The organism is Candidatus Zixiibacteriota bacterium (assembly GCA_034439475.1).
Classification (GTDB): Bacteria; Zixibacteria; MSB-5A5; order GN15; family FEB-12; genus JAWXAN01.
On sequence record JAWXAN010000071.1, the window covers coordinates 26,380 to 49,974 of the forward strand.

Here is a 23,595-nt window from a genome sequence, read left to right on the forward strand (position 1 = left end):
AGCGAGAAATTACTATGAACGACAAGGATAGCAAGATTAGATTCACGTTCGATGAGGATAAGTTCTACGCCGTCATGCTGATATTGGCGAAAAAAACGTCGCGATTGGACGCGCTGAAGGCCGCCAAGCTATTATACTTGGCCGATCGTGACCATCTCCGGGCACATGGCAAACCGATTCTTGGGGACTCTTATGTTGCAATGGAGTATGGCCCTGTCCCGTCGCTCTCTTACGACATCCTTAAAAATATTCGGAGTGGGATTGTGACAAATGCCCTGTTACGGGTAGAAAGGCAGTCGGGACATCAATACCCTGTTTTTGTTGCGATTGTAGAGCCGGAATTGGATTACCTTTCCCAGACAGAGATGGAGTCGATTGACAAAATAATTGATGAATATGGCAATAATCTGGGCACCGATTTGGTAAATATAACACATAAGCATAAAACGTGGACGGAATCAAAAGAAAATCTTTTAGAAGGAGCAGACCCGATTGATTATAGACTGTTCTTTAGCGAGCAATCTGAGGACTGCCAACAAGCTTTTGACGTAATGATTATGGAGCAGGAAGACCGGGACTTCGCAACTGGACTATAAGTGGTTGATTTTTCGATTGAAAGTCTCCAACAAAATATCAGAGCCCTATTTGTCCATGGGGCTCTTTTTCATTGTGAGTCTCACGGCTTCGAAGATGGTTCAAGTCGTGACAAGTTCCTACTGGTAATGAGGGGGCGCAAAGAGGATGCACAATGTTACTATTACCTGCCAACCTCGAAAGTAACGAGGTTGCAAGCAAACGTACTATATAGGAATGCTCTGTATATATTCCCTCTTGGTTCCGTAAGCAATTTCACAGTCGAGACAGCAATAAACATCAATGACCACAAGAAGTGTAATTTCCAAAAGTTCGAAAGCCGTTACGTAAGCCCGCCAAAAGATAGAAAATTGGACTTTCTCTGCAATATTGGTGACGATAGAATGGCTGCCATTTGTCGGCTCATTAAAGCGTCACCCAAAATCTCATCGTTTGATAAAGGCCAAATGATCCCCCCAATTTCAAACTGACCCACTACCTTTTTTTCCATCTTGCTTGTGCGGCTTTGCGTGCGGCTTGGCTTCTTTGCTCTTTAGTCATGTTCTTAGCTCTGACCTTGCCACCCTTTAGACCGCCGAGCCTTCCCAAAGCAACAGCCGCCGGATTCTTATCGGGATCGACTGGTTCAACTTCTTCGGGCTGGTCTGAAGTGGCTTGCTCTGTGATAGAGGAAGCCAGTTCGTTCAGATCGAGCTTCTTCTTTTTGCTTAACCGCTTTTGCATACCAGAATTGTACACATAAAACGAGAATTGTCAACGGTCAATCAATCGATAATTTCAAACTGACCCACTACCTGTTTCTGTCAAGACGATACTATCCCCTCACTCTACCACGCCGATCTGTTTAAAACGATGAATTTTCCCATCGAAGGCGGTCATGTACAATTCATTGTTTATGTCTGTCCCAAACGAAGAAATCCCCAAGTCGGTTTTTATCAACTCGCGTATATTTGACGCGGTAGTTCCATCAGTGTCGGCTGACCATATTCTACCGGTCATGAAATCAGCATAGATATATTTCCCCTGAAGTCCGGGCACACGCGCGCCCCCATAGACATACCCGCCGGTCACCGATGCTCCAATTGGCTGGGGATATTCTATCACCGGAAGCATGAGACCGCTTTGGTTGCATCCCGACGATGGATTATAGCAATGCATCCCTTCCATAATTCTCCAGCCGTAGTTGCCGCCATTCTTGATAATATCAATTTCTTCATATTTCCCCTGTCCGACATCGCCAGCCCAGAGATTGCCACTGCTATCGAAACTGAAGCGCCACGGATTGCGCATGCCATACGCAAAAATCTCTTCGCGCCAGCCTGAGTCATTGCCGACGAATGGATTGTCAACAGGTATGCTGTAGTTTTTCCCCGGAGATGTTGCGTTGACATTAATGCGCAGGAACTTTCCAAGCAATGCTTTTCGGTTTTGGCCGTTATTGTTCGGATCGCCTTTAGAGCCGCCATCGCCGGTGCCAATATAGAGAAATCCGTCGGGGCCAAAGGCAAGTCCTCCGCCGTTGTGATTTTCAAAGGGCTGTTCAAAGGTAAGGATGATGGTTTCAGTCCCATTGTTGGCTTGGTTACTCTGGCTTGGGCTTACCAGAAATCGACTTATAACAGTTCGGTCCGGATTTGCGGCAGTATAATTGACATAAAAATATCCATTGGTCTGAAAATCAGGATCGAAGGCGAGCCCCAATAGTCCTTCCTCCCAGCCGATTTTTTTGACCCGGTCGGTGATATCCAGAAAAAGAGATGCAGTGTCAGTCAAAGAGTCATTGGCAAAAACACGTATCTTGCCTGCCTGCTCAACAACGAAAAGCCTATTTGTTGTGTCTGGCGTATGTTGTAAATCTACTGGAAGCTCAAAGGTAAGGGCGGGAAAGGCGACCTCGACATCTACAAGGGGTTTAGGTGGATTGTTGTTTCCATTCACCGTCTTTTCGTCGCCTGAGCCACAGCTTGACAACAAAACGACAACAAGTGACGTGACGGTAATGATAGAGACGCCGCGCTTCCCGTATATACTTGCATTCATATCCGACTCATCCTCATGTTGCGGGTATAAATCAACTCTATTGTAGAACGATTAGCAAGATTCTTCTCATACTGACGAGGGAACACCAACCCATGCTTAGACCGTTATACACATAGGGATAGCTCATAGACAGGATTGCCAAAAGTCGATTTCTACTTTTCGCGTCGGCGGGTATGGAGAAGGTGAATTGACATTCCGATAAAGCATAGTAGATTATCACTACAGACCGAATGCAAACCGCTACACAAATGAAATATACTTTTCTAACTCTTACCCTTTTCTTTTTCGCTTCGCTTTCGGCGAGCGCCGCAGAATACCGCCGTGAGGTCGATCCATTTCCCATGGTTGTTTCTGGGCAACCCGTGCTTTATCCCTTTCTGGGAGGGATAAATAATCCGAAACCGACACTGATAGATTTTGATAACGATGGCTTGTTCGATCTTTTTTATGGCGACGCTCAGGGGAAGCTTGCGTGGTTCAAAAATCAAGGGACTCTGACGGATCCAAATTTTATCGTCGTGAGCCAGCGCTTTGCCGGGATAGATATAGGCAGTTGGCATCGCTTTTGTGATATCGACGGCGACACTGACTTGGATCTGTTCTGCGACTCCCGTTTCGGGACAGCCATCTTTTACCGCAATGAGTCAGTGGGAGACTCGCTGATATTTATGCTCAAAGATTCGACATTTGGGGATTTTGTAACCGGCTCAAATAACACACCTGCCTTCGCCGATTTGGACGGCGATGACGATATTGATTTTTTCTTTGGGGACATTGGCGGAAATCTCGAATTTTATCGCAACGATGGGGACAAATTTTTCCCAAGCTTCGTATTTATCACCGACAACTATGACAGTGTGTATGCCTTTCCGGGCGCGGGCGGCTCACGCTCCCCGGCTGAGGCACTGCATGGATTCAGCACAATTAACTTCGCTGATTTGGATTCAGACGACGACGAGGATCTCTTTTGGGGAGATATCAACAACGGCAGTTTGTATGAGTTCATCAACCATGGCTCGCCAAGTTTATCTGAGCTTCGCCTGCTGACAGAGACATTGCTTCCGACCTCGACTGTCGGTCATAACCACTCTGCGTTTGCTGATTTCGATAACGACAATGATCTGGATATTCTGGTTGGGGCGGCCAATGGCTCAGATATCGACAACCTTCTGTTTTTTCGAAATTCGGGCAGTCCGATCCTTCCGGTATTGATGCTTGAGAGTACAAATTTCCTGTCTACGATTGATTTGGGAAGCGACGCCATGCCGGCAATGGAGGATTTGGATAACGATGGCGATATGGACCTTCTCATCGGGGGGCTTCAGGGTCAATTGAATTACTTTGAGAATACTGGTTCCGTATTTGCGCCGATTTTTGAGCTAAGATCCAACCAATTTCAAGGAATCAACGCCGGATTTAATCTCGCTCCTGAGCTTGTCGATATCGATGGCGACGAAGACCTTGACTTGCTGATTGGCAATCTCGAGGGTAAAATCCAGTTTTGGCGGAATGTAGGCACAAAGCAGAGTTTCACAGCGTCCCTTGTCACCGCTCAGCTTTCTGGGATCAAAGTTGACCAGGTCGCAAGTGTGCGGGCGGTTGATTTGAATAATGATAATCTGCTCGATTTGGTTATCGGTGAATGGGACTTTAACGGATTTGCTAATGTCCTGCTTTACCAGAATACCGGATCTCGGTCAAATCCAACATTCACACTTGTCACTAAAGGTTTAATTAAACGGACTTTGCGCGAACTGACCCTTCCTCAGCCGTATGATTACGACCAAGACGGCAAAATGGATTTGGTCCTCGGCGCGCGAATTTCCGGTTTGCAGTGGTTTAAGAATTCATCGCCTGTCGGTCAATTCCCTGATTCAATGACGCTCGTCTTCCAGCCAGACACAGTGGCCGGTTCTGATGATGGCACACGGCTGACTGCGCTCTTTGTCGATTTGGACCGGGATGGGGACGACGATATAATTACCGGAGAAGAAGATGGCGGACTCAACTTCCACCGCCGCCTCGGGCGCTGCTGCGCTAATTCGGTCGGCAATGTCGATGGAGACGCATTTGATCAGGTCGACATTGGCGATTTAAGTCTGCTTATCGATTATCTTTTTATCACTCTTGTGCCGCCAGTGTGCACAGACGAGGCCGATATTATGGACGATGGAAGTGGATCTGTCGATATCTCCGATCTGACTGCACTTATCGATTTCTTATTCATAAGCAATCAGCCGCTTGGACTCTGTCGATAACAAACTGCGTGACAACAAGAAGCGGGCCTGAGCTGCTTTACCCGAGCCGATGCCGCACAATTTCCCCTTGTATCATATAGAGAACATCTTCGGCGATATTTGTCGTATGGTCAGCCACCCGTTCGAGGTTTCTGGATAGGGCCAAAGAGCTAATCAACAAATCCATTTGTTTGGGGTTTGTTTTTATTGCTTCCTCTATGAGTCCGTACGAAAGCCGGTGCATTGCATCGATTTCATCATCAGTTTTGCAGACTTCTTGAGCTAAATGCCGGTCAAGATTGACGAGGGCATCGAGACTGTTACGAAGCATCGACTGGGCAAGCTCGGCCATCCGGCTCAGATCAAAGGGGAGCTTGAGCGGTTCTCGAGTGGAAAGAAAAACCGAGCGTTCGGCTAAATTCACCGCCAAATCGCCGATGCGCTCCAAATCGCTGTTAATTTTCAGGACGGCAATGATAAAGCGAAGGTCTATCGCCACAGGCTGGTGGAGAGCCAGGATTTTCAGACAATCTTCTTCAACTTCCACTTCCATATCATCGATAGCGGTATCGTTCTCAATAGCCTGTTGGGCAAGGACGGTGTCCCGTGTTTGAATCGATTTGACCGCGCGTCGAAGGTTCTCCTCGACAAGCGCGCCGAGTGTGAGAATCTTCTTTTTGAGGAGCTCAATTTCTCGCTGAAAGTACATAGTCATAATGAGGTCAACGGCAATTTCATCCAAATCGGCCGGTGATGTAATCCTCCGTTCTTTTTTCTATCGGCTTCGTAAATATCTGCTTCGTCGGCCCGCTCTCGATCATTTTGCCTTCGTAAAAGAAGGCGGTCGTATCGGAGACACGCGCGGCCTGCTGCATGTTATGGGTCACAATAACTATAGTATAATTATTCCTCAGTTCCGCAATCAAGTCTTCAATTTTTGACGTTGAAATCGGATCCAGAGCCGAAGCCGGCTCATCCATGAGAATAACCTCAGGTCTGATAGCAAGCGCTCGGGCGATACAGAGTCTCTGCTGCTGCCCTCCGGAGAGCATATAGGCGCTTTGAGCAAGCTTGTCTTTGACCTCATCCCAGAGGAATGCTTTCTTCAGCGTCTGCTCAACAGCTTCCGTTATTTCATATTTATCATCTATGCCGTTCACCCTTAGGCCATAGGCGACATTCTCAAAAATGGATTTGGGAAACGGATTTGATTTCTGAAAAACCATCCCCACCCGGGTGCGAACACTGGAGACATCCTTGTAACTTCGATAAATGTCGATACCATCGAGCAGTACCGTGCCGGTCAATCGTGTTCCGGGAATGGTTTCGTTCATTCTGTTAAATGTGCGGAGAAAAGTCGACTTGCCACAGCCCGACGGCCCGATCAGGGCGGTGACGCGGTTAATGCGGATATCAAGCGAGACATCGATCAAAGCCTGATGGCTGCCATAGAAAAAGTTCAGTTTCAGCGCGGAGAGCTTTATCGGTCTTGTTGTAGTGGTCGTTGCGTTAGCGGGCATAATATCTCTGGCGTGAAATAGACACTTTTTTAATTGCTGGCCCGGCGGCGTCGCATTCGTGACCTGATAAACACAGCAGTGAAGTTAAGCAGGAAAGTCAGAACCAGCAAGACAAGAACAGTGCCGAACAGAATCGGTTTGGTTTTTTCGACATTGGGTGATTGGGTGGCCATGACAAAGATATGGTAACCCATCTCCATGAACTGATCGTTTAGGCTTGTGGGCAGATAAGGAAGATAGTAGGCCGCGCCAGTGAACATTATTGGGGCCACTTCTCCCGCGCCGCGGCTCACGGCCAGGATTGCCCCGGTCAATATCCCGGGCATGGCTTGCGGAATTATCACGCGAATAATAGTCTGGAGTCTGGTTGCGCCGAGCGCGTAACTGGCTTCTTTCAGTTCCCGTGGTATCGTGCGAAGCGCCTCCTCGGTTGCGACAATCACAACCGGCAAGGTCAAAAGCGATAGAGTCAAGGCCGCCCAAATAATCGCTGGCTGACCCCATACTGGCTGACTTGAGTTATAAAACAGGGAGTCCAATCCTCCGCCAACAAAACTGATAAAGAAGCCGAGGCCGAAGAGACCGAAAACTATTGAGGGTACACCTGCAAGGTTATTAATTGACAGGCGGATAATTCGCGTCCATACCGATGTCGAACTCGTAAACTCCTGAAGGTAAACAGCCGTCAGCACCCCGATCGGAACCACAGCAAGAACCATGAGGATAACCAGCGCGACTGTGCCAAATATGGCCGGGAAAATGCCGCCTTCCTCCATTCCGTTCTCGGGTGGACTGGTGAGAAAATCGATGCTAACTGTGGAAACCCCGCCAAAAAATATGACTCCGAGAATAGTAAAGAGCATGAGAACAATTAAAACAACCGCGGTAAAGGTGAGACCGCGTGGAAGGACGCCGCTGTCCTTGATTTTCCTTACATATCTCTTTTCTGAATCTGCAGTCATAGTCGGTCTCGAAACAACGTTGTGCATATCTGTTTTGCTGGCATCCTCTGCGATCATGCCATCTTTCCCTGAAGGCGATCTTTTAGCTTCGCCAAAACGACCTCACCGCTAAGATTTATTATGAAAGTGAAGATAAATAAGAGCGTTCCAATTAGAAAAAGCACATTGTAGTGCGGACTGCCGAAAACCACTTCGCCAAGTTCTGAGGCAATGGTTACCGACATCGTGCGTATTGAATCGGTAAGACTCGCCGACATAATTGCGGCGTTGCCTGAGGCCATAAGCACAATCATCGTCTCACCCACTGCGCGGCCAAATCCGAGTACTATCCCTGCCGCAATTCCGGGCAGAGCCGCAGGCAATACCATAGTAAATGAGACCTGCCATGGATTTGCTCCCAGCGCCAGGGCGGCCTCACGAAGCGAGCGAGGAACCGCCGTCATGGCATCCTCGGCTACCGTAAAAATTATGGGAATGACGGCAACACCGAGGGCGATACCGGCATTGACGGCGTTCAATCGATACGTGAATCCGAAAAGTGTTTGCAGGGCGGAGGCCATAATGAGCAGGGCAAAAAATCCAAGCACAACCGATGGGATGCCCGCGAGAATCTCCACGACCGGTTTGATTATCTCCCGCATCCGTTTCGATGCAAATTCCGATGAATATATCGCCGCTCCAACAGCGAATGGAACTGCAAAGAGCATGGCGATGAAGGCGGCCTTAATTGTTCCGAGAAAAAGTGGAAGAAGCGAATATTTGGGATGATCTGAATTTGGTTGCCACGACCATTTTGCCTCCTGGCCTTTGACAAATTCTTGTTTGAAAAGCAGTTTATCAATGGAGGCTTCTTCCTGTGTGATCTCATCGATAAAAATCGGGATTGATTCCTTGAAAATAAAAACGAAGATGAGCAGGATCGCCCCAAGGGCTGAAAAAGCGGAGAGTGAAATAATCTTTTCGCCGATGAATTCGCGTATTTTCGACTTGGGTTTAAATCGTAATGGTTCCATGAATTGCTTTGTGTCCCTCACCTGTTCGATTCAATGCGCGTGTCGCTATTGAATCACATTATTCAACGCATCGTCCTCTTTCAACGGAACGTACTCCGTCTCAAGAGCAATTTTCTGCCCCTCCGGAGATAGGGCAAAGTTCGCAAAGTCCTTGATCAAACCTGTGGGTGTGCCGTCGAAAAACCAATAGAGTTCGCGTGAAATGGGATAAACCCCCGCTGAAATTGTTTCCGGGTTGGGACTGATTGCTTCACTTGAATCAGAATACCTTACCATGGCATGTTTGACGCCTGTCGCCCATGCGATGCCGCCATAACCGATGCCATTGACGTCGTGGGCAACGGCATTGACAACGGCCGATGTCCCAGGCAACGTCTGTGTCTGCTCGGCAAAATCTTCCTCGTCTAATACATGCTCTTTAAAAAATGAATATGTGCCGGAGTTATTTTCTCGTCCATAGACGATAATGGTGGCGTCCGGGCCGCCTAAAGCTTTCCAGTTTGTTATTTGCCCTGTGTATATAGACTTCAACTGAGGCAGACTGAAAGTGGAAATGGGATTGCTTTCATGGACAAATACAGCAATGCCGTCGAGCGCTACAGCCACTCGATAGGGATTGATGTTTTTAGCGGTAGCCTGTGCGGTTTCCTGGGATTTTATGTCGCGTGATGCCTGACAGATATCAGTCGTACCGTTGAGGAGCGCGGCAAATCCGGTTCCGGTGCCGCCGCCTGCGACCTGAATTACTGCGTCCCGGTTTTTCTTCATATACTCTTCAGCCCAGCGTTGGCCGAGACGAACCAGCGTGTCGGATCCCTTCACTGTGACTGTTTGTTTTGATTTGGCACAGCCGAACAGTGCGGCTATGAAAAAGATAGAAACAAAGGCGAGAGTTCTTTTCATTATTCTGCTCCTGATATTATTGCCGCACAGCGGCCTAAATGACTATTCATTAATCCCATACTCCTGTGTACAAGTAATGGTTCTAATGTTAGAATCTCGTTAGGGAATTGCAATAAAGCTCGGAAAGAATAGCACTGTTTTTCTATTCTGTGCTTGACTCTCATCTTTAGCATCTTATTGAATGACAGTCGGTTAATTAAAATCGTCGGCAACTTTGGGCAGTTTTATTATGAAGCTGCTGCCCACGCCAATTTGGCTTTCCACCTCGACCGTGCCGCCATGCGCGAGTGCGATATGCTTCACAATAGCGAGTCCTAAACCTGTCCCGCCGCTCTCGCGTCCACGACCCTTATCGACCCGATAAAAGCGCTCGAAGATTCGAGGCAGGTGCTCAGCGGAGATCCCGGGACCGTTATCTGAGACGGTAATCAAAATAGTATTATCGTTTTGTACTGAATCAATGTTGACCGTGCTTCCTTCATTGCAGAATTTGATCGCGTTATCCATCAGATTGACAATGGCCTGTTCCAGCAGTGAGGGATTGACCTTTCCTTTTAAAGTCGGGTCGCATGAGACTTTAACAGAAATATTTTTCGTGTCGGCAGACTCTGTGGTCTGATCTACCGCCTGACTAATAATTTCGAGTATTTTATTCGATTCAAGCTGGATACCTGATTTTTCTGTCAATTGCTCAATTCGAGATAAACTCAGCAAGTCTTCGATGATGGCATTTAGTCTGTCGACCTGACGCAGAATGATATCGAGAAAGCGCTGCTGCTCAGCATGATTTTCGAGTTCTCCGTCTATCATCGTCTCAACATAGCCTTTAATCGATGTTAATGGAGTACGGAGTTCATGCGAGACATTGGCCACAAACTCGCGCCGTACATTTTCCAGTTTCCTAATACGCGTGACATCGTTGAGCACAATAAGCACACCGATACCCCGGCCCTGAGCATTCCGAAGTATTGTGCCATGCGCCTGGAGTATTCGCTCGGGTCGAAATCCATCGCTGATAGCGATCTCGTCTTCAACTGGAAGAGTCCCCCCTCGTGCGCGAGACACTAAATTCAGCAACTGGCTGTTTCTGATTATTTCCTGTATACTTCGCCCGAGCGCATTGGCTGGGTCAACGCCAATAAGTTGTCCGGCGGTTCGATTGAGATTGATAAGCCGGTCATCGCTGTCAATGGCGAGCACCCCTTCGACCATGCTTGAAAGGATGGCATCCTGTTCATTTCTCTGCTGTGTCATCACGCCCATTCGTTCATTCAATTGCGATGACATCGTATTGAGAACTTCGGCCAGCCCGCCGATTTCCTCGGAGTCTGGAACAGGAAGGCGAAGGTTCAGTTCGCCGCTTGAAAACCTCTCTGCGCCGCGTTTGATAAGTTCAATCGGACGGCTAATTCGACGCGCGACATAGAGACTTGCCGCCCCGACAATAAGCGCCAGCAAAATACATCCAAAGCCAAGCTGGATATACATTTCCCTCAATGTCTTATCAATGGCTGTGGTCGGGATGGCGCTTCGCACAACTGCAATGACCTTGCCGTCACTGTTTTTTACCGGAATGGCCACATACAGCAGAGGCTTGCCGACTGTCACGCTATGCCGCCGGATTGTGCCGACTTTGCCCGTGAGGGCTTGAATTACCTCAGGGCGGGTCGCGTGATTATCCATTGCGGCGGGGTTCTCATGGGAATCCCCGATGACCACTCCATCAGAAAGAATGACCGTCAGACGTGACTGTGATATTTCTCCAATCGCCTTGCACACGCTATCCACATAGGCGCTATCTTCAAGGCCGAAATGGTCATTCAACTGCTGGCGGGCGAGCATCGCTTGTCTTTCAAGCCCTTCAGTCGTTTGCTCGATATAAAAAGTCCGGAGCGATCCAATAGCATAGAGCCCTATTATAATTAGACATACGAGGGTGATTACGAGGTACGAGGGATAAAGCTGCCAAAAAAAACGGCGACGAGACATAGGCTATTCCCTAAAACGGTATCCGACGCCGCGAACAGTTTCGATATGCTTTCCGGATTTACCGAGCTTCTTTCTCAGCCCGACAATTTGAACATCGACCGAGCGGTCGGTTACAATAACATCGGATCCCCGCACGGCGTTGACAATCTGGTAGCGGGTGAAGACCCACCCGGGGCGGGTAGCCAGCGCATGGAGAAGCCTGAATTCAGTGTTTGTAAGGCTTACAAGTTCGGCATTTGCGATGACCTCGCGCCGCCCCGGTGCAATGGTCAGATCGTCAAATGTAAGAATGTCATCGATACCAGCCAGAACGGTTGATTTTCGTCTGAGCACTGCTTTCAGGCGGGCGAGGACGACCCTGGGGCTGAATGGTTTGGTGATATAGTCATCGGCCCCCAATTCCAGACCGGAGACGATATCGGCCTCCTCCCCTTTGGCTGAAAGCATCACAATTGCGGCCTGTTTTGTTGTTTGGTCATTTTTAAGGATTTTGCAGACTTCCAGACCATCGATTCCAGGAAGCATAAGATCAAGCAGGATAATTTGAGGCGGGTTGGCTCGGGCGGCCTCAAGTCCCGCTTCGCCAGAGGGTGCGACAGACACTGCATAGCCTTCGCGTTCAAGATTAAACCTGATAAGCTCACGAATGTCAGCTTCGTCTTCTATGACAAGGATTCGTTCTTTGGCCATATCATATCCAGAAACAAGGGAGCCTTCATATTTAAGGGCTCAGTATACCAGAGGAGGGAGATACTTGTCAAAGGAGAAGAAATGCCTTCTTGACAGAGGGCAAAAGTGATAGCTATCTTCACGTTTTACAGATTAACCGTTAACGATCGGGAATGGATTCATGAACGTACGTTTTTTAACTGTCTCATTGGTAATTTTAGGACTGGCTCTTGCCGGATGCAACAAGGATGACAAATCCGACGCTCAGACCGAGGGCCAGACGACCGCGCAGGATGAAATCCTGATCGGCGCTTATCTCTCTTTAACGGGAACAACGGCCACATTTGGGCTGTCCACTCAAAAAGGGGTTGAAATTGCTGTCGATGAAGTAAATCAGGCTGGCGGTGTGCTGGGCAAAAAGATTCGACTCCTAACTGAAGACACTCAGTCGAAACCCGAAGAAGCCGCGCTTGCTACAACCAAACTTATCACCCGCGACCATGTAAAGGCGTTAATTGGTGAGATTGCCTCATCGCGGACTCTGGCCGCCGCACCAATCGCACAGGCGAATAAAATACCGATGATTACCCCCGGTTCGACCAATCCCGAAGTCACCAAAAAAGGGGATTATATTTTCCGTGTCTGCTATATCGACTCCTTTCAGGGAGAGGTCCTTGCCAAGTTTGCCTATAATTCACTGAACGCAGGAAAAGTGGCGATTCTCGAAGATGTGAAAAATGATTACAGCATCGGGCTTGCCCAATTCTTCGCCGACAAATTTAAAGAACTCGGCGGGACAATTATTGCTACCCAGGCATACAGTGAGGGTGACGCTGATTTCAATGCGCAATTGACATCGCTCAAGAGCTCGACGCCTGATCTTATTTTTGTGCCCGGCTACTACCAGGAGGCGGCTTTGATAGTCAAACAAGCTCGCGGGTTGAACATGACGATGCCCTTCCTCGGCGGCGATGGATGGGATTCCAATGAGCTGGTTGAGATCGGCGGCGAGGCCATGAACAACACCTATTTCGGCAATCATTATGCCCAGGATGACACCAGCAAAGTTGTTCAGGAGTTTGTCGCCAAATTCAGAGGCCGGTATCAAAATGAAACTCCCGATGCAATGGCGGTGCTTGGATACGATGCCGCAAATATACTTTTCGATGCGATTAAGCGGGCGGGCAGTGATGAAAGCACCAAAATTCGCGATGCTTTGGCAACAACCACCGATTACCCCGGAGTTGCTGGCCGCACGACTATCGACAGCGATAGAAACGCCAAGAAATCACTGGTGATTATCGCGATAAACGATGGCCAGCTTCGTTTCTACGAATCGGTACAACCGTAAGCCTTTACAAAATCATTGGCGCTTGAAACTGAAATAATACGGTCATGTTTTTGGCCGGAGAAAGACTATACGGAACCGGCGGCTTCGAGGCCGCCGGTTCTTTTGCGTCCTAACCAGTTGACACCGCCAGCAGGATCTATACTCTGATGTATCCCAGATTTAACTTTCGGCCATATTACTTCATAGGTCTTCATGAGTGAACTGCTGCAACAGATAGTCAATGGCATCTCGCTCGGCAGCATTTATGCTCTGATAGCCCTTGGGTACACCATGGTCTATGGCATCCTGCGCTTTATCAATTTTGCGCACAGCGATATTTTCATGATTGGGGCTTTCACCGGATACTATCTCGGGCCGCATATTGTCGAGATCTGTGGTGGAAATCTCCTCTTTGCGGGACCGCTGACATTGGTTGCGGCAATGATAATCTGCTCGCTTCTCGGTGTCATCATTGAAAAGCTTGCCTACAAACCCCTTCGAGGCCGGCCCACGATAACCGTTCTCATCACAGCGATTGGTGTTTCATTTTTTCTGGAATACGGCGGCCAGCTTGTATTTGGCCCTGACCCAAAACCTTTTCCAGATCTTATTCCCAAGACCACGCTCATTGATTCAAACAATATCGTTATCGGCAGCACCCCCATTGTTGTCATCGGCACCGCCATTGGATTGATGCTTCTGCTTCGCTTCATTGTCTTGCGTACCCGCATCGGAACAGCGATGCGGGCGTTGTCGTATAACCTTCAAGCCGCGCGGCTGATGGGAATAAATATCAATCGGGTTGTCACCTTTACTTTTATCCTCGGGTCATCGCTTGCCGCGGCGGCGGCCATTTTGTACGCTTCGGTTTACCCAAGTATCAATCCGCTTATGGGAATATTCCCGGGGCTTAAAGCCTTTGTTGCCGCGGTACTGGGCGGCATCGGCAATCTGGTCGGCGCGGCTTTGGGCGGACTTATTATCGGTCTGACCGAAACGATGGTCACCGGGTACATTTCTTCAACCTACCGTGATGCCATTGCATTCGGCATTCTCATCCTCATCCTTCTTTTCAAACCAGCCGGTCTCCTTGGTCGGAACGAGTCGGAGAAAGTCTGATGTCAAAAGGGAAAAGCTCGGCGATCATCCTCGGGATTACCCTTCTCCTGGCGCTGATTCTGTCACAATTTGAATCATCTTTTAATGGTTATTATTTCCAGATAATTATATATGCGGGTGTCAATATCATCCTGGCCGTTTCGCTGAATCTGGTCAATGGCTTTACCGGGCAATTTTCATTGGGACATGCGGGATTCATGGCAATCGGCGCCTATACAACGGCGGTAGTGACTTCGCAGATGGGAGCAGCGGCAGGAGGCGACACGTCAGCGATGTTTATTTTTCCGATCGCCCTTGCATGCGGAGGATTGACGGCCGCGTTTTTTGGCCTGCTTGTGGGGATTCCGAGTCTTCGACTGCGGGGCGACTATTTGGCGATTGTCACACTCGGGTTTGGCGAGATCATTCGGGTAGTCATTCAAAACATTGATTTTCTCGGTGGAGCGCGGGGTTTTACGGGGATTGCGAAACTGACAAGTTTCTTTTGGGTCTTCGCTGTGGTGGCTGTAGTCATCTTTGTGATTTCAAATCTCATCCACTCAACCTACGGCAAAGGTTTTCTTGCGGTGCGCGACGATGAAATAGCCGCCGAAGCGATGGGCATAAATACCACGCGCTACAAAGTAATCGCCTTCGTGACTGGCGCTTTCTTTGCCGGGGTTGCCGGCGGACTGTACGCGCATTTTGTGACATATATAAATCCATCACAGTTTAGTTTTGTGAAATCGATCGAGATTGTAGTCATGGTGATTGTCGGCGGGATGGGACATAATATCGGGGTTATGATCTCTGCGATTATTCTCACAGTATTGCCTGAAGCGCTCAGACCCATTGCGGAATACCGCATGGTTATTTATTCGCTTGCTCTGGTTTTTCTGATGATACTTCGCCCGCAGGGGCTTTTCGGCGAAATAAAGTGGCTAACAGCGTTAATAGAAAAGCGCAAACTTCGCGCTGAAGCTCAGCGAGCAAAGTCCTGAAATGAAATCCGACATACTTACCATTTCAAACTGTTCGATGCGTTTCGGCGGACTGACGGCCGTATCAAGCCTCGAGTTGGCGATACCGTCCGATGGTCTTGTCGGCCTTATCGGCCCAAACGGCGCCGGCAAAACGACTGTTTTTAACATGATAACCGGTGTCTATCGTCCGACAAGCGGCGAAATTGTCCTTGACGGCTCTTCTATTGTCGGTGAAAAACCGCATCGGATTTGCCGTAAAGGTATCGCACGCACCTTTCAAAATATCCGCCTCTGTTCCTCACTGACAGTCTACCAAAGCGTCCAGATGGCGCTTATCAAGAGTTTGGAATATGGCTTTGGACGGGCTGCGCTCCATGTCGGCCTCTTTGCTTCGGAAGAAAAACGGGTGCGGCAGACGATCATGGAGACTTTGGATATTTTTAATCTTGTCCACCTCTCTGAAGAACTCGCGGTCTCGCTGCCTTACGGGGACCAGCGGCGGCTTGAGATTGTACGCGCGCTCGCGACCAAACCGCGCCTTCTTTTGCTCGATGAACCCGCGGCGGGAATGAATCCCTCCGAGAAGGTCGCGCTGATGTCCCTCATAAAAGAAGTCAAAGAGAAATTCAAAGTCGCTATTCTTCTAATCGAGCATGATATGAAAGTTGTCATGGGTATTTGTGAGCGGATTACCGTGTTGGATTATGGGGCGAAAATAGCTGAAGGCACTCCGGCGCAGATACAACGAGACCCAAAAGTAATCGAGGCCTACCTTGGCGAAACAGTCTGAGGCGTTTTAGAATGCTTGTACTTAGCAACCTCGAAGTCTGCTACGGCGCTATATCGGCGTTGCGCGGGGTCTCGCTTGCTGTTTCCAAAGGCCAGATTGTCACCCTCATCGGAGCCAACGGCGCAGGAAAGACCACCACCCTACGCGCAATTTCCGGGCTTGTAAAAACTAAGAGCGGGTCGATTACTTTTACTGAGAAAGAAATTGGAAACAGACCGCCCCATGAAATAGTCGCCGCGGGGATTTCGCATTCGCCCGAAGGACGCATGATCTTTGCCAATTTAACAGTCAAAGAAAATCTCAATATGGGCGCATACCTTCGCCGTGATAAAGTCGAAATCAAAAAAGATTTGGATTATGTCTTTACTATTTTCCCTCGATTGAGCGAACGTCTCAAGCAGGCTGGAGGCACCCTTTCAGGTGGTGAACAGCAAATGCTTGCCATTGGCCGCGCTCTAATGGCGCGTCCCAAAATGCTTCTGCTGGATGAACCCTCGCTTGGGATTGCGCCACTGCTGGTGAAATTAATTTTTGAGAAGATCGTCGAAATAAACAAAGAGCTCGGCATGACGATTTTATTGGTTGAGCAAAACGCCCACCTGGCCCTTAAAGTCGCCAATTATGGTTATGTAATGGAGACCGGAGAGATAACCCTCCATGGCCCCGCCGCTGAGATAGAGCAGAACGAAGCTGTTCGCAAAGCGTATCTTGGCGAGATGTAAATTGTCAGCGCCGAATTATTTTAGGCAATATTTCCTCCAATAAATAAAAGACCAGCAAAATCTATGGCAGATAAAAGAACAAAGGAAAGCAAATCGGTGTCCGTTTCTCTTGCCGCACTGGATGCCATAAAAACTCTCTTTACTAAGGGCACGGACAAACAGAAGTTAGAGTTGCTGAAACGGCTTAGGGCTTCAACTATTACCGACCCTGAAGAAATTCAGCATTACCATGACTTGCTCTGCTTCCTCAGGGTCTACGCTGGTAATTCAACTCTTTTAAAAGAAAGTGAGAAGCAACTCAAGCATTTCGGTGCGCGCGTAGAGCTGTATCAAGCGGCAACCCGCGACCGCAAGGCGAAAAAGCTTGTCGATTCGGGGATTGAGGGCACAACAGTCGAAGGTCTGTTCAGCTATGAGTTGACACGTTTTCTGTGCCGTCGATATGGAGAAGCGTTGACAATAGACTGGAAACGGTATGACAAGGAAGGGGCTGACCCATTGGTGACTGTGCTACCTCAGTTAGTAGCTTGGCCGGAACTCGACACATTCGACAATGACAAGGAGCTTGATACGCGAAAGTGGCTTCAATCAGCGCAAGGCAAGACGAGCCAGAATGAGCTGGGTGCGCTTCTTCTATTATTTGAAAATTCCAAGCTGAGCCGTGAGATGCAACGCTATTTGTTTGACCAGCTTGATTTGGGAATCCTATGGACATTGACCAATTCTCCCGCTTCGCGAACATTGAAACGCGTTGCAGGGCCGGGGACGCACTATCAGAAAGAGGGACTGAAGGGACGGTCTGCAGATTTACGAGCAGAACTTGATAAAGCGCCGACAGATCTCACATTGGTTTCAGCCAAAGTCGGTCAGCAATATGTTGACGACATCAAAGAGGCGCTTGGTGTTCGAATCCGGGAGCTCTTTTCATTGACCGGCGCGAATCCCAACGAAGTCTACATAAACGATCCGGGGCGGGGTTTGCGAATTGTGATATATGGAAGCAATCCGGGTATTCGCCTGCCCCTCGAAAGCAACTTTGGGGCAATGCTCATTCGCAATAATATTCCCATCGGTTACGGCGTGTGCGCAACGCTTTTTGATCGCGCAGAGATAGCTATCAATGTCTTTCCGGCATTCCGGAGTGGCGAATCGGCATTTATAATCGAGCAGTTTTTTCGGCTCTTTCATCATCATTTTGGCGCACAAACGCTTTTCGTGCGAAGCTATCAGATTGGCGACAATAACGATGAGGCGCTCGAATCAGGTTCTTTCTGGTTTTATTACAAACTTGGATTCCGATCAGTTCAGCCAAATGTTAGACTTTTGGCAGAGAAAGAATATAAGAGGATTATAGAAGGAAAAGGCTACCGTTCACCGATCCGAATGCTGAAGAGACTCGCTATCAGCGACATGTTTTTTTCGATCGATCCCCAGCAGATGTCATCGTACCAAGAACTTCTTGTGTCAAACCTCGGCAAAGCCGTCACTCGCCACATTTCAGAACATTACGAGGGGAATCGACAACGAATGATTTCTGAGTCCGTAAAAATACTCGCCCAACTGCTTGCTTTACGAAATATATCGCGCTGGAGCGCAGATGAAAAAGTTGGGTTCGAACGAATTGCGCCGCTTATCTCTTCGATTCCAGAACTTGGCAACTGGAGTCCTGCAGATAAAAAGCTTCTGGCCAAAATTATTCGGGCCAAAGGCGGATTATCCGAAAGAGAGTTTGTGCTTCTCTGCAATCGACATGAACGGCTTAAATCATCCTTGACAAAATTAGCAGAAGCATCGGCATAAATAAAAAACCTGCCGCGAGTGTGTGCTTCTCGCGGCAGGGTATTATCTCTAAACACGACTATTGCTGTCGTGATTTCTTTTAAGTCTCTTATTTGGAAGCGGATTTAGCGGCGAACGATTCGCCAAACTGAGTTGGATTGAGTTTGGCAAGCATCGCCCTGCACTCATCGGCCTTGCTGGGCAGATTGGCGCTCTCGTAAATCTGAACGGCATATTTGTACAGATGGGGTTCGTAGCTTCCGAAACGCAGTGCGCGGTCGGCATACTTAACAGCCTCACCAATGTTGCCATTGACGAAAAGAGCACGAGCCATCAACATATCTGTTTCAATGTCGCCCCTGTCTGCGGCTTCGGCTTTTGCAAGCATCCAAGCTTCGTGCTTTCTGTCCGAAAACTTAAGCAAGTATTCTGCTAGAACTCGGCGGTGGCCGACATCGCCAGCAGCAATTTCACTGCTGAGAAGGGCATGGGCGCTATCTCGAAGCCGAGCGGCATGGACTTTGTCCCCCATTCTCTCGCTGATATCGGCGCGGCGAAAAATAAGGTCATGATGGATGATTTGCGACAAAGCTGAGTCCAAAAGAGGGGCCGCACTCTTATCATCCCCTTCAATTTCGTATGTCTCAGCTAAGTGTTCAAGGGCGATTGGATATCCGGGGAGAATTTCAAGCGATTTCAGGAAATGTGCGCGAGCTTGGGGTACCTCTCCTTTACGAAGATAGAGATCACCGTACATGACCGACGCCCACGCCGATGGCTCGGGATTTGATCCGACCGGAAGTTTGACGCATTTATTCCAGAGCGCGTCGGCTTCGTCCCATCGGCCATGAAGTAGGTGCACCTTTGCCAGACGGCTCCAGGCGGCCATGCCGGGTTTTTCTACCGCGAACTTTGCGTAGCTCTCTTCGGCTGTCATGTAATCGCCAAGTTCGTATGCAACGTCTCCCAAAACCGCGGTGATGGTAGGATTAACAGCGGCTTCGCTGAGAACAGTCACGAGGACACCTTTGGCTTCCTTAAATTTATGCTGGGAGCTTAAAGTGGTTGCAAGACCAAAAACGGCATCGCTGTTATGCTCCGGCTGAATCTTGAGGGATTGCCGAAAGGCCCCTTCGGCGAGACGATAATCAGCAAGTGAACCAGTAAGGCGGGCTTTAGAATTATAAGCCGCCCCGAGTTCCTTGGCCATCATAAAGCTCTTCGGATCTGTCACAAGCTTGTGAGTAAAGAAAGATATCTCCAGATCGAGTCTGCCCACAGCCGCAGTATTGGATTCTGCGGCGTGGGTAGAGGTAAACAGGGCGGCGACGGCAAGCAGGTTCATAAAAATTCGTTGTGCTCTTTTCATTTTAATTCTCCGGGGCGAGAAACGGAAATGTTCCGAGGAAGGTGGCATCGTTGCTATTGATGGCATCGCCAACTCCGGCGCCGCCAAGGGCGTTGCCGCGATTAAGAACAAGACCCACTGCAGCATCGATGACATCATCGGTCAAGCGGCGACCATTGGGAAACTGAACCGGGTTTGCAAAATTAATTGTGACAACATCCGGAATCAGAGCGGTTGCCACTTGTGTTGGCGTCAGGCCGGGGGCGTCCTCGGCAGGAAAACCGGAAACAGCATTAACCGCGGCGCGGATATTAGTTATCGTTGTGGTGGCAACCGGACGAAAATTAGCCTCATCATTGACCGGCGCTGCGACGTTGAAAGCGTCTTTCTGAACAGACGTCGGAATGAGAGCGGTATTTATAGCCGGGATGGCCATTCTGTCGGTTTGAACGTAAGTCACACCCGGATCCATGGTGGTGTTGTCGTTATCGCAACCGGGCAAACCCGCCATGGCTATGGTTGCTGTCAGTAAAATAATCTTCAATTTCATATTTCTATACTTTCTTTCTTCATTATCGAATTCATGTTTTCGATACGGTGTTAATCATTTAGTTGGTTTGCGGTTCGGTGATACTGGTCCATGCCCGTATTGTGCCGGTATTGGCGTTTGCCGCGCCTGTAAGAGCAACAATGGGGAGTTCAATAACGATCGAACCAACATTTCGTCCGGCAAAGAAGTCGACCGGCGAGCCTGCGCCCGAAGCGCGGTATCCGGCGGCGGGAATATACGGTGCGGCAACAAAGGCTTTGAAGCCATCGAGGTCAAAAAAGAATGGATCTTCGCGGGGGCCAACAAATATTTTTATGGGTCCAGATGTCGTAATTATCGGAGCAGAACCCGCAGGGGTTACCTGCCCGGTGATTGGCGTGGCGCCAAGTCCCGCGACGCTGAATGTCTGGGTTGTATTTCCCGTAAAAGTAACCGTAACTACGGCATCGGCCAACAAGTCGCCAGTGTTGTCGACATGGATATTGTAGCGGGCGGCTTGTGAGAAAAGCGGAACCGGCGCTGCGCCTGGAACATGCGATGATACATTCATCGCCACAACCAAATTATTGGCATTGGTCGGACTGCGGAAAGCATAGACATCAGTCACGTCTGTCCGTACATCACGATTGGCCAGCGGTGAGTCGAAGTGATCGGCGGCGATAGCTATACCTGCGATAGCCATGAGTCCGGCGACAGTGAGCGAGAGCGTTTTTCTGAGCTTCATTTCTGGGAGCCCTTTCTGTGTTGTCCCCGAACTTTCAGTTTCGCGGGACCGTGTGTGTTTCCTTCTCAATCATCACAGTCTATTTTAATAGGTCTGTGGATCGTCTTCTGTCTCGGCTGAGTATATCATTTCGCATGCCAAGTCGTACTGAATATAATTTTTGATCGTAAGCCATTGATTGCAAAACATTTAGATGATTTACGGAAGGAATAGCGCCCTTGAGATGAATCATGAAATTTCATTATTATGTATATTTATCATGAATAATCGTGGAATATTCTAAAATTGTCATGTCAATCATGATCTTTCAAGCAGTATATTAGTGATGTGAGTGAAAGTGAGAAACAGCACCAAACCGATAAGTTAATCGACGAATCTGGTCTAGCGAGAAAGTCTGCCGAAGCCGCGCTTCGTGACAGCCAGGAGCGCTATCGCGCCCTTGCGGAAAACTCCTCTGATATTATTATCCGTTTTGACAGACAGTACAGGCATGTGTATGTCAACAAAGCTGTAATTGAATTAGCTGGATTTCCTCCTGAATTTGCGATTGGAAAAACCCACGAAGAACTTGGCTATCCGACCGAAATCGCTCAGGCCATTGAATACAATATCCAGAAAGTCTTTGATTCCGGCCAACCGTTGCTCATTCAGGGAGAATTGCAGACACTCAAAGGTCTAAGATTTTTTGATGCGCGGCTTCTGCCGGAATTCTCTGCTGACGGAACGGTTGAATCTGTCCTCACGACTACTCGAGACATCACGCCGCTTCGCGATGCCCAGAAAGAGCTTGAGGAAGCAAACACATCCCTTGAGCAGCGAGTCACAGACCGCACGGCGAAACTTGTCGACATAAATGCCAAACTTGAACATGAAGTCAAAATTCGAACTCAGGTCGAAGCAAATCTCTATGTCGCCAATAGGGAACTTGAATTGAGACTTCAGGAAATTAGCCGACTTCGAGAACAGCTGGAGTTTGAAAATGAATATCTTCGAGAAGAGGTCGAGGCCGAACATTCGTTTGGAGAGATGATCGGCACCAGTCAGGCTCTCAAACATGTGGTGGCGCAAATCGAGATGGTAGCTCCGACCGAAGCCAGTGTGCTTATCCTTGGAGAATCGGGAACCGGAAAGGAAATGGTCGCGCGCGGGATTCACCAGCGAAGCGGCAGGAGCGGCCGTCCGATGGTTAAAGTGAATTGCGCAGCCGTTCCACGTGAACTGTTTGAAAGCGAGTTTTTTGGGCATGTCCGGGGGTCATTCACCGGAGCTGTTAAGGACAGAATCGGCCGTTTCCAACTTGCCCATGGCGGCACACTCTTTCTTGACGAACTGGCTGAGATCCCTTTGGAGTTGCAAAGCAAACTTCTTCGCGTTCTTCAGGAAGGACAATTCGAGAGGGTAGGCGAAGATGTCACACGGACTGTCGATGTTCGTATCATCGCCGCAACAAACCGAGATCTAAAAAAAGAGACGCAGGAAGGTAGATTTCGACAAGACCTATTTTATCGGTTGTCGGTCTTTCCAATTGAAGTCCCCTCCTTGCGAGACAGGCAAGACGATATTCCCCTGCTTGCGGCGCATTTTATCGATAAAGTCTGCGGCAGGCTGAACCGGCCGAGTGTAAAGCTTTCAAAAAGGGTCGTTCATGATCTTCAAGGGTATGATTGGCCGGGCAACATTCGCGAACTTCAAAATGTCGTGGAGCGGGCCTGTATAGTTTCTCGGGACGGGGCGTTCCGCGCTGACCTCGGACAGGATGACTCCGATAGGAAGGCGCCAAGCAGGTTCAAACCCCCGCCAGCCCAAACCTTCAGCGCGCCAATCGAACATGAAAGCTTTGTTTCGCTTCAGGAACTGCGCGCACGGGAGCGTGAGAGTATTGAGGCGGCGTTAAAAAAGACCGATGGAAAACTCTATGGCAAAGGGGGAGCCGCGGAACTATTGGGAATCAATCCGACCACATTGGCATCGCGGTTAAAGAAGATGGGTATAGCTCGTGGTGGTCAATAACTGACCGATACACGTCTATTGTGAGGCGATCCCGGTTACCGCAACGGCCGCCGGTTCGGTGCACACTAATGGCTCACCAGATATGAAAACATATTCAATCATGCTACTTAAGTCGGATATATCTATGACTTGATCTGCTGATCCATCGACATTGGCGGCGACAAGGGTCTGCTCGGCTTCGATGTCGGCGCTGAGTAAGTGACAGGCGAATTAGCTGGGACTTGCGGAAAACCGTCGATTAAGTACATTGCGGTGATGAAAAATAGCAAACGCCAGAGTGCTGGGACTTGCGGAAAACCGCCGATTAAGTACATTGCGGTGATGAAAAATAGCA

Annotated in this window: 22 protein-coding genes; 9 read left to right on the forward strand and 13 right to left on the reverse strand. The window is 48.9% G+C overall.

Annotated features, from left to right (window positions below; all coding sequences use genetic code 11):
- The first annotated feature begins 14 nt into the window (after positions 1–14).
- Entirely contained in the window at positions 15–596 is a 582-nt protein-coding gene (locus SGI97_10170; GenBank protein MDZ4724252.1) for a Panacea domain-containing protein, read from the forward strand.
- 472 nt (positions 597–1,068) lie between these two features.
- On the opposite strand, the gene SGI97_10175 is transcribed toward SGI97_10170, so the two are convergent.
- Positions 1,069–1,317 (reverse strand): hypothetical protein, encoded by a 249-nt coding sequence (locus SGI97_10175; GenBank protein ID MDZ4724253.1) that lies wholly within the window; start codon positions 1,315–1,317, stop codon positions 1,069–1,071.
- A gap of 99 nt (positions 1,318–1,416) precedes the next feature.
- A complete protein-coding gene (locus SGI97_10180) occupies positions 1,417–2,634 on the reverse strand; it encodes a PQQ-dependent sugar dehydrogenase (protein ID MDZ4724254.1) in 1,218 nt (405 codons plus the stop codon).
- A 230-nt stretch (positions 2,635–2,864) separates the two neighbouring features.
- On the opposite strand from SGI97_10180, the gene SGI97_10185 reads away from it, so the two are divergent.
- The gene (locus SGI97_10185) at positions 2,865–4,892 is read left to right on the forward strand and encodes a VCBS repeat-containing protein (protein ID MDZ4724255.1); all 2,028 of its coding nucleotides are present in this window, start codon (positions 2,865–2,867) and stop codon (positions 4,890–4,892) included.
- A 37-nt stretch (positions 4,893–4,929) separates the two neighbouring features.
- Here SGI97_10185 and phoU read toward each other — a convergent pair whose 3' ends face one another.
- The 7 genes from phoU to SGI97_10220 all read right to left on the reverse strand — a co-directional run bounded on the left by phoU (position 4,930) and on the right by SGI97_10220 (position 11,948).
- A complete protein-coding gene (gene phoU / locus SGI97_10190; protein MDZ4724256.1) occupies positions 4,930–5,586 on the reverse strand; it encodes a phosphate signaling complex protein PhoU in 657 nt (218 codons plus the stop codon).
- 19 nt (positions 5,587–5,605) lie between these two features.
- Positions 5,606–6,391, reverse strand: coding sequence for a phosphate ABC transporter ATP-binding protein PstB (gene pstB, locus SGI97_10195; GenBank protein MDZ4724257.1), 786 nt, complete (start codon positions 6,389–6,391; stop codon positions 5,606–5,608).
- Between the two features lie 29 nt (positions 6,392–6,420).
- Complete coding sequence (gene pstA / locus SGI97_10200; protein ID MDZ4724258.1) at positions 6,421–7,410, reverse strand: phosphate ABC transporter permease PstA; 990 nt, start codon at positions 7,408–7,410, stop codon at positions 6,421–6,423.
- On the reverse strand, positions 7,407–8,366 hold the full coding sequence (gene pstC, locus SGI97_10205; GenBank protein MDZ4724259.1) for a phosphate ABC transporter permease subunit PstC: 960 nt from the start codon (positions 8,364–8,366) through the stop codon (positions 7,407–7,409). Before pstC ends, pstA begins: the two co-directional genes overlap by 4 nt.
- Positions 8,367–8,411: 45 nt before the next feature.
- Complete coding sequence (locus SGI97_10210) at positions 8,412–9,269, reverse strand: phosphate ABC transporter substrate-binding protein (GenBank protein MDZ4724260.1); 858 nt, start codon at positions 9,267–9,269, stop codon at positions 8,412–8,414.
- A 192-nt stretch (positions 9,270–9,461) separates the two neighbouring features.
- Positions 9,462–11,258, reverse strand: a complete 1,797-nt coding sequence (locus tag SGI97_10215; protein MDZ4724261.1) for an ATP-binding protein — start codon at positions 11,256–11,258, stop codon at positions 9,462–9,464.
- A 3-nt stretch (positions 11,259–11,261) separates the two neighbouring features.
- Positions 11,262–11,948, reverse strand: coding sequence for a response regulator transcription factor (locus tag SGI97_10220; protein ID MDZ4724262.1), 687 nt, complete (start codon positions 11,946–11,948; stop codon positions 11,262–11,264).
- Positions 11,949–12,108: 160 nt separating this feature from the next.
- On the opposite strand from SGI97_10220, the gene SGI97_10225 reads away from it, so the two are divergent.
- From SGI97_10225 to SGI97_10250, 6 genes are all read left to right on the forward strand, one after another.
- Positions 12,109–13,278 (forward strand): ABC transporter substrate-binding protein, encoded by a 1,170-nt coding sequence (locus SGI97_10225; GenBank protein ID MDZ4724263.1) that lies wholly within the window; start codon positions 12,109–12,111, stop codon positions 13,276–13,278.
- Positions 13,279–13,470: 192 nt separating this feature from the next.
- Positions 13,471–14,376 (forward strand): branched-chain amino acid ABC transporter permease, encoded by a 906-nt coding sequence (locus SGI97_10230; protein ID MDZ4724264.1) that lies wholly within the window; start codon positions 13,471–13,473, stop codon positions 14,374–14,376.
- Complete coding sequence (locus SGI97_10235; protein ID MDZ4724265.1) at positions 14,376–15,356, forward strand: branched-chain amino acid ABC transporter permease; 981 nt, start codon at positions 14,376–14,378, stop codon at positions 15,354–15,356. Before SGI97_10230 ends, SGI97_10235 begins: the two co-directional genes overlap by 1 nt.
- A gap of 1 nt (position 15,357) precedes the next feature.
- Positions 15,358–16,128 (forward strand): ABC transporter ATP-binding protein, encoded by a 771-nt coding sequence (locus SGI97_10240; protein MDZ4724266.1) that lies wholly within the window; start codon positions 15,358–15,360, stop codon positions 16,126–16,128.
- A gap of 11 nt (positions 16,129–16,139) precedes the next feature.
- Positions 16,140–16,850 carry an ABC transporter ATP-binding protein gene (locus tag SGI97_10245; protein ID MDZ4724267.1) on the forward strand — a complete coding sequence of 237 codons (711 nt, stop codon included), beginning with the start codon at positions 16,140–16,142 and terminating at the stop codon, positions 16,848–16,850.
- A gap of 63 nt (positions 16,851–16,913) precedes the next feature.
- Positions 16,914–18,650, forward strand: a complete 1,737-nt coding sequence (locus tag SGI97_10250) for a hypothetical protein (GenBank protein MDZ4724268.1) — start codon at positions 16,914–16,916, stop codon at positions 18,648–18,650.
- An 88-nt stretch (positions 18,651–18,738) separates the two neighbouring features.
- On the opposite strand, the gene SGI97_10255 is transcribed toward SGI97_10250, so the two are convergent.
- The 3 genes from SGI97_10255 to SGI97_10265 are packed head-to-tail and all read right to left on the reverse strand — an operon-like array spanning position 18,739 to position 21,251.
- Entirely contained in the window at positions 18,739–19,998 is a 1,260-nt protein-coding gene (locus SGI97_10255; protein ID MDZ4724269.1) for a tetratricopeptide repeat protein, read from the reverse strand.
- A 1-nt stretch (position 19,999) separates the two neighbouring features.
- Positions 20,000–20,527, reverse strand: a complete 528-nt coding sequence (locus tag SGI97_10260; GenBank protein MDZ4724270.1) for a DUF4331 family protein — start codon at positions 20,525–20,527, stop codon at positions 20,000–20,002.
- A 58-nt stretch (positions 20,528–20,585) separates the two neighbouring features.
- Positions 20,586–21,251 carry a DUF4331 family protein gene (locus SGI97_10265; protein MDZ4724271.1) on the reverse strand — a complete coding sequence of 222 codons (666 nt, stop codon included), beginning with the start codon at positions 21,249–21,251 and terminating at the stop codon, positions 20,586–20,588.
- A 327-nt stretch (positions 21,252–21,578) separates the two neighbouring features.
- Between SGI97_10265 and SGI97_10270 the strand changes: the two genes are divergently transcribed.
- The gene (locus tag SGI97_10270; protein ID MDZ4724272.1) at positions 21,579–23,261 is read left to right on the forward strand and encodes a sigma 54-interacting transcriptional regulator; all 1,683 of its coding nucleotides are present in this window, start codon (positions 21,579–21,581) and stop codon (positions 23,259–23,261) included.
- 122 nt (positions 23,262–23,383) lie between these two features.
- Here SGI97_10270 and SGI97_10275 read toward each other — a convergent pair.
- The coding region (locus tag SGI97_10275) for a hypothetical protein (protein ID MDZ4724273.1) at positions 23,384–23,595 on the reverse strand (212 nt) is incomplete at its 5' end.

What these genes read in the sequence shown, in the direction of transcription:
- SGI97_10170 (MDZ4724252.1), top strand. Translation starts at nt 15, where the DNA reads ATGAACGACAAGGATAGCAAGATTAGATTCACGTTCGATGAGGATAAG.
- SGI97_10175 (MDZ4724253.1), bottom strand. Translation starts at nt 1,317, where the DNA reads ATGCAAAAGCGGTTAAGCAAAAAGAAGAAGCTCGATCTGAACGAACTG.
- SGI97_10180 (MDZ4724254.1), bottom strand. Translation starts at nt 2,634, where the DNA reads ATGAATGCAAGTATATACGGGAAGCGCGGCGTCTCTATCATTACCGTC.
- SGI97_10185 (MDZ4724255.1), top strand. Translation starts at nt 2,865, where the DNA reads ATGCAAACCGCTACACAAATGAAATATACTTTTCTAACTCTTACCCTT.
- phoU (MDZ4724256.1), bottom strand. Translation starts at nt 5,586, where the DNA reads ATGACTATGTACTTTCAGCGAGAAATTGAGCTCCTCAAAAAGAAGATT.
- pstB (MDZ4724257.1), bottom strand. Translation starts at nt 6,391, where the DNA reads ATGCCCGCTAACGCAACGACCACTACAACAAGACCGATAAAGCTCTCC.
- pstA (MDZ4724258.1), bottom strand. Translation starts at nt 7,410, where the DNA reads ATGATCGCAGAGGATGCCAGCAAAACAGATATGCACAACGTTGTTTCG.
- pstC (MDZ4724259.1), bottom strand. Translation starts at nt 8,366, where the DNA reads ATGGAACCATTACGATTTAAACCCAAGTCGAAAATACGCGAATTCATC.
- SGI97_10210 (MDZ4724260.1), bottom strand. Translation starts at nt 9,269, where the DNA reads ATGAAAAGAACTCTCGCCTTTGTTTCTATCTTTTTCATAGCCGCACTG.
- SGI97_10215 (MDZ4724261.1), bottom strand. Translation starts at nt 11,258, where the DNA reads ATGTCTCGTCGCCGTTTTTTTTGGCAGCTTTATCCCTCGTACCTCGTA.
- SGI97_10220 (MDZ4724262.1), bottom strand. Translation starts at nt 11,948, where the DNA reads ATGGCCAAAGAACGAATCCTTGTCATAGAAGACGAAGCTGACATTCGT.
- SGI97_10225 (MDZ4724263.1), top strand. Translation starts at nt 12,109, where the DNA reads ATGAACGTACGTTTTTTAACTGTCTCATTGGTAATTTTAGGACTGGCT.
- SGI97_10230 (MDZ4724264.1), top strand. Translation starts at nt 13,471, where the DNA reads ATGAGTGAACTGCTGCAACAGATAGTCAATGGCATCTCGCTCGGCAGC.
- SGI97_10235 (MDZ4724265.1), top strand. Translation starts at nt 14,376, where the DNA reads ATGTCAAAAGGGAAAAGCTCGGCGATCATCCTCGGGATTACCCTTCTC.
- SGI97_10240 (MDZ4724266.1), top strand. Translation starts at nt 15,358, where the DNA reads ATGAAATCCGACATACTTACCATTTCAAACTGTTCGATGCGTTTCGGC.
- SGI97_10245 (MDZ4724267.1), top strand. Translation starts at nt 16,140, where the DNA reads ATGCTTGTACTTAGCAACCTCGAAGTCTGCTACGGCGCTATATCGGCG.
- SGI97_10250 (MDZ4724268.1), top strand. Translation starts at nt 16,914, where the DNA reads ATGGCAGATAAAAGAACAAAGGAAAGCAAATCGGTGTCCGTTTCTCTT.
- SGI97_10255 (MDZ4724269.1), bottom strand. Translation starts at nt 19,998, where the DNA reads ATGAAAAGAGCACAACGAATTTTTATGAACCTGCTTGCCGTCGCCGCC.
- SGI97_10260 (MDZ4724270.1), bottom strand. Translation starts at nt 20,527, where the DNA reads ATGAAATTGAAGATTATTTTACTGACAGCAACCATAGCCATGGCGGGT.
- SGI97_10265 (MDZ4724271.1), bottom strand. Translation starts at nt 21,251, where the DNA reads ATGAAGCTCAGAAAAACGCTCTCGCTCACTGTCGCCGGACTCATGGCT.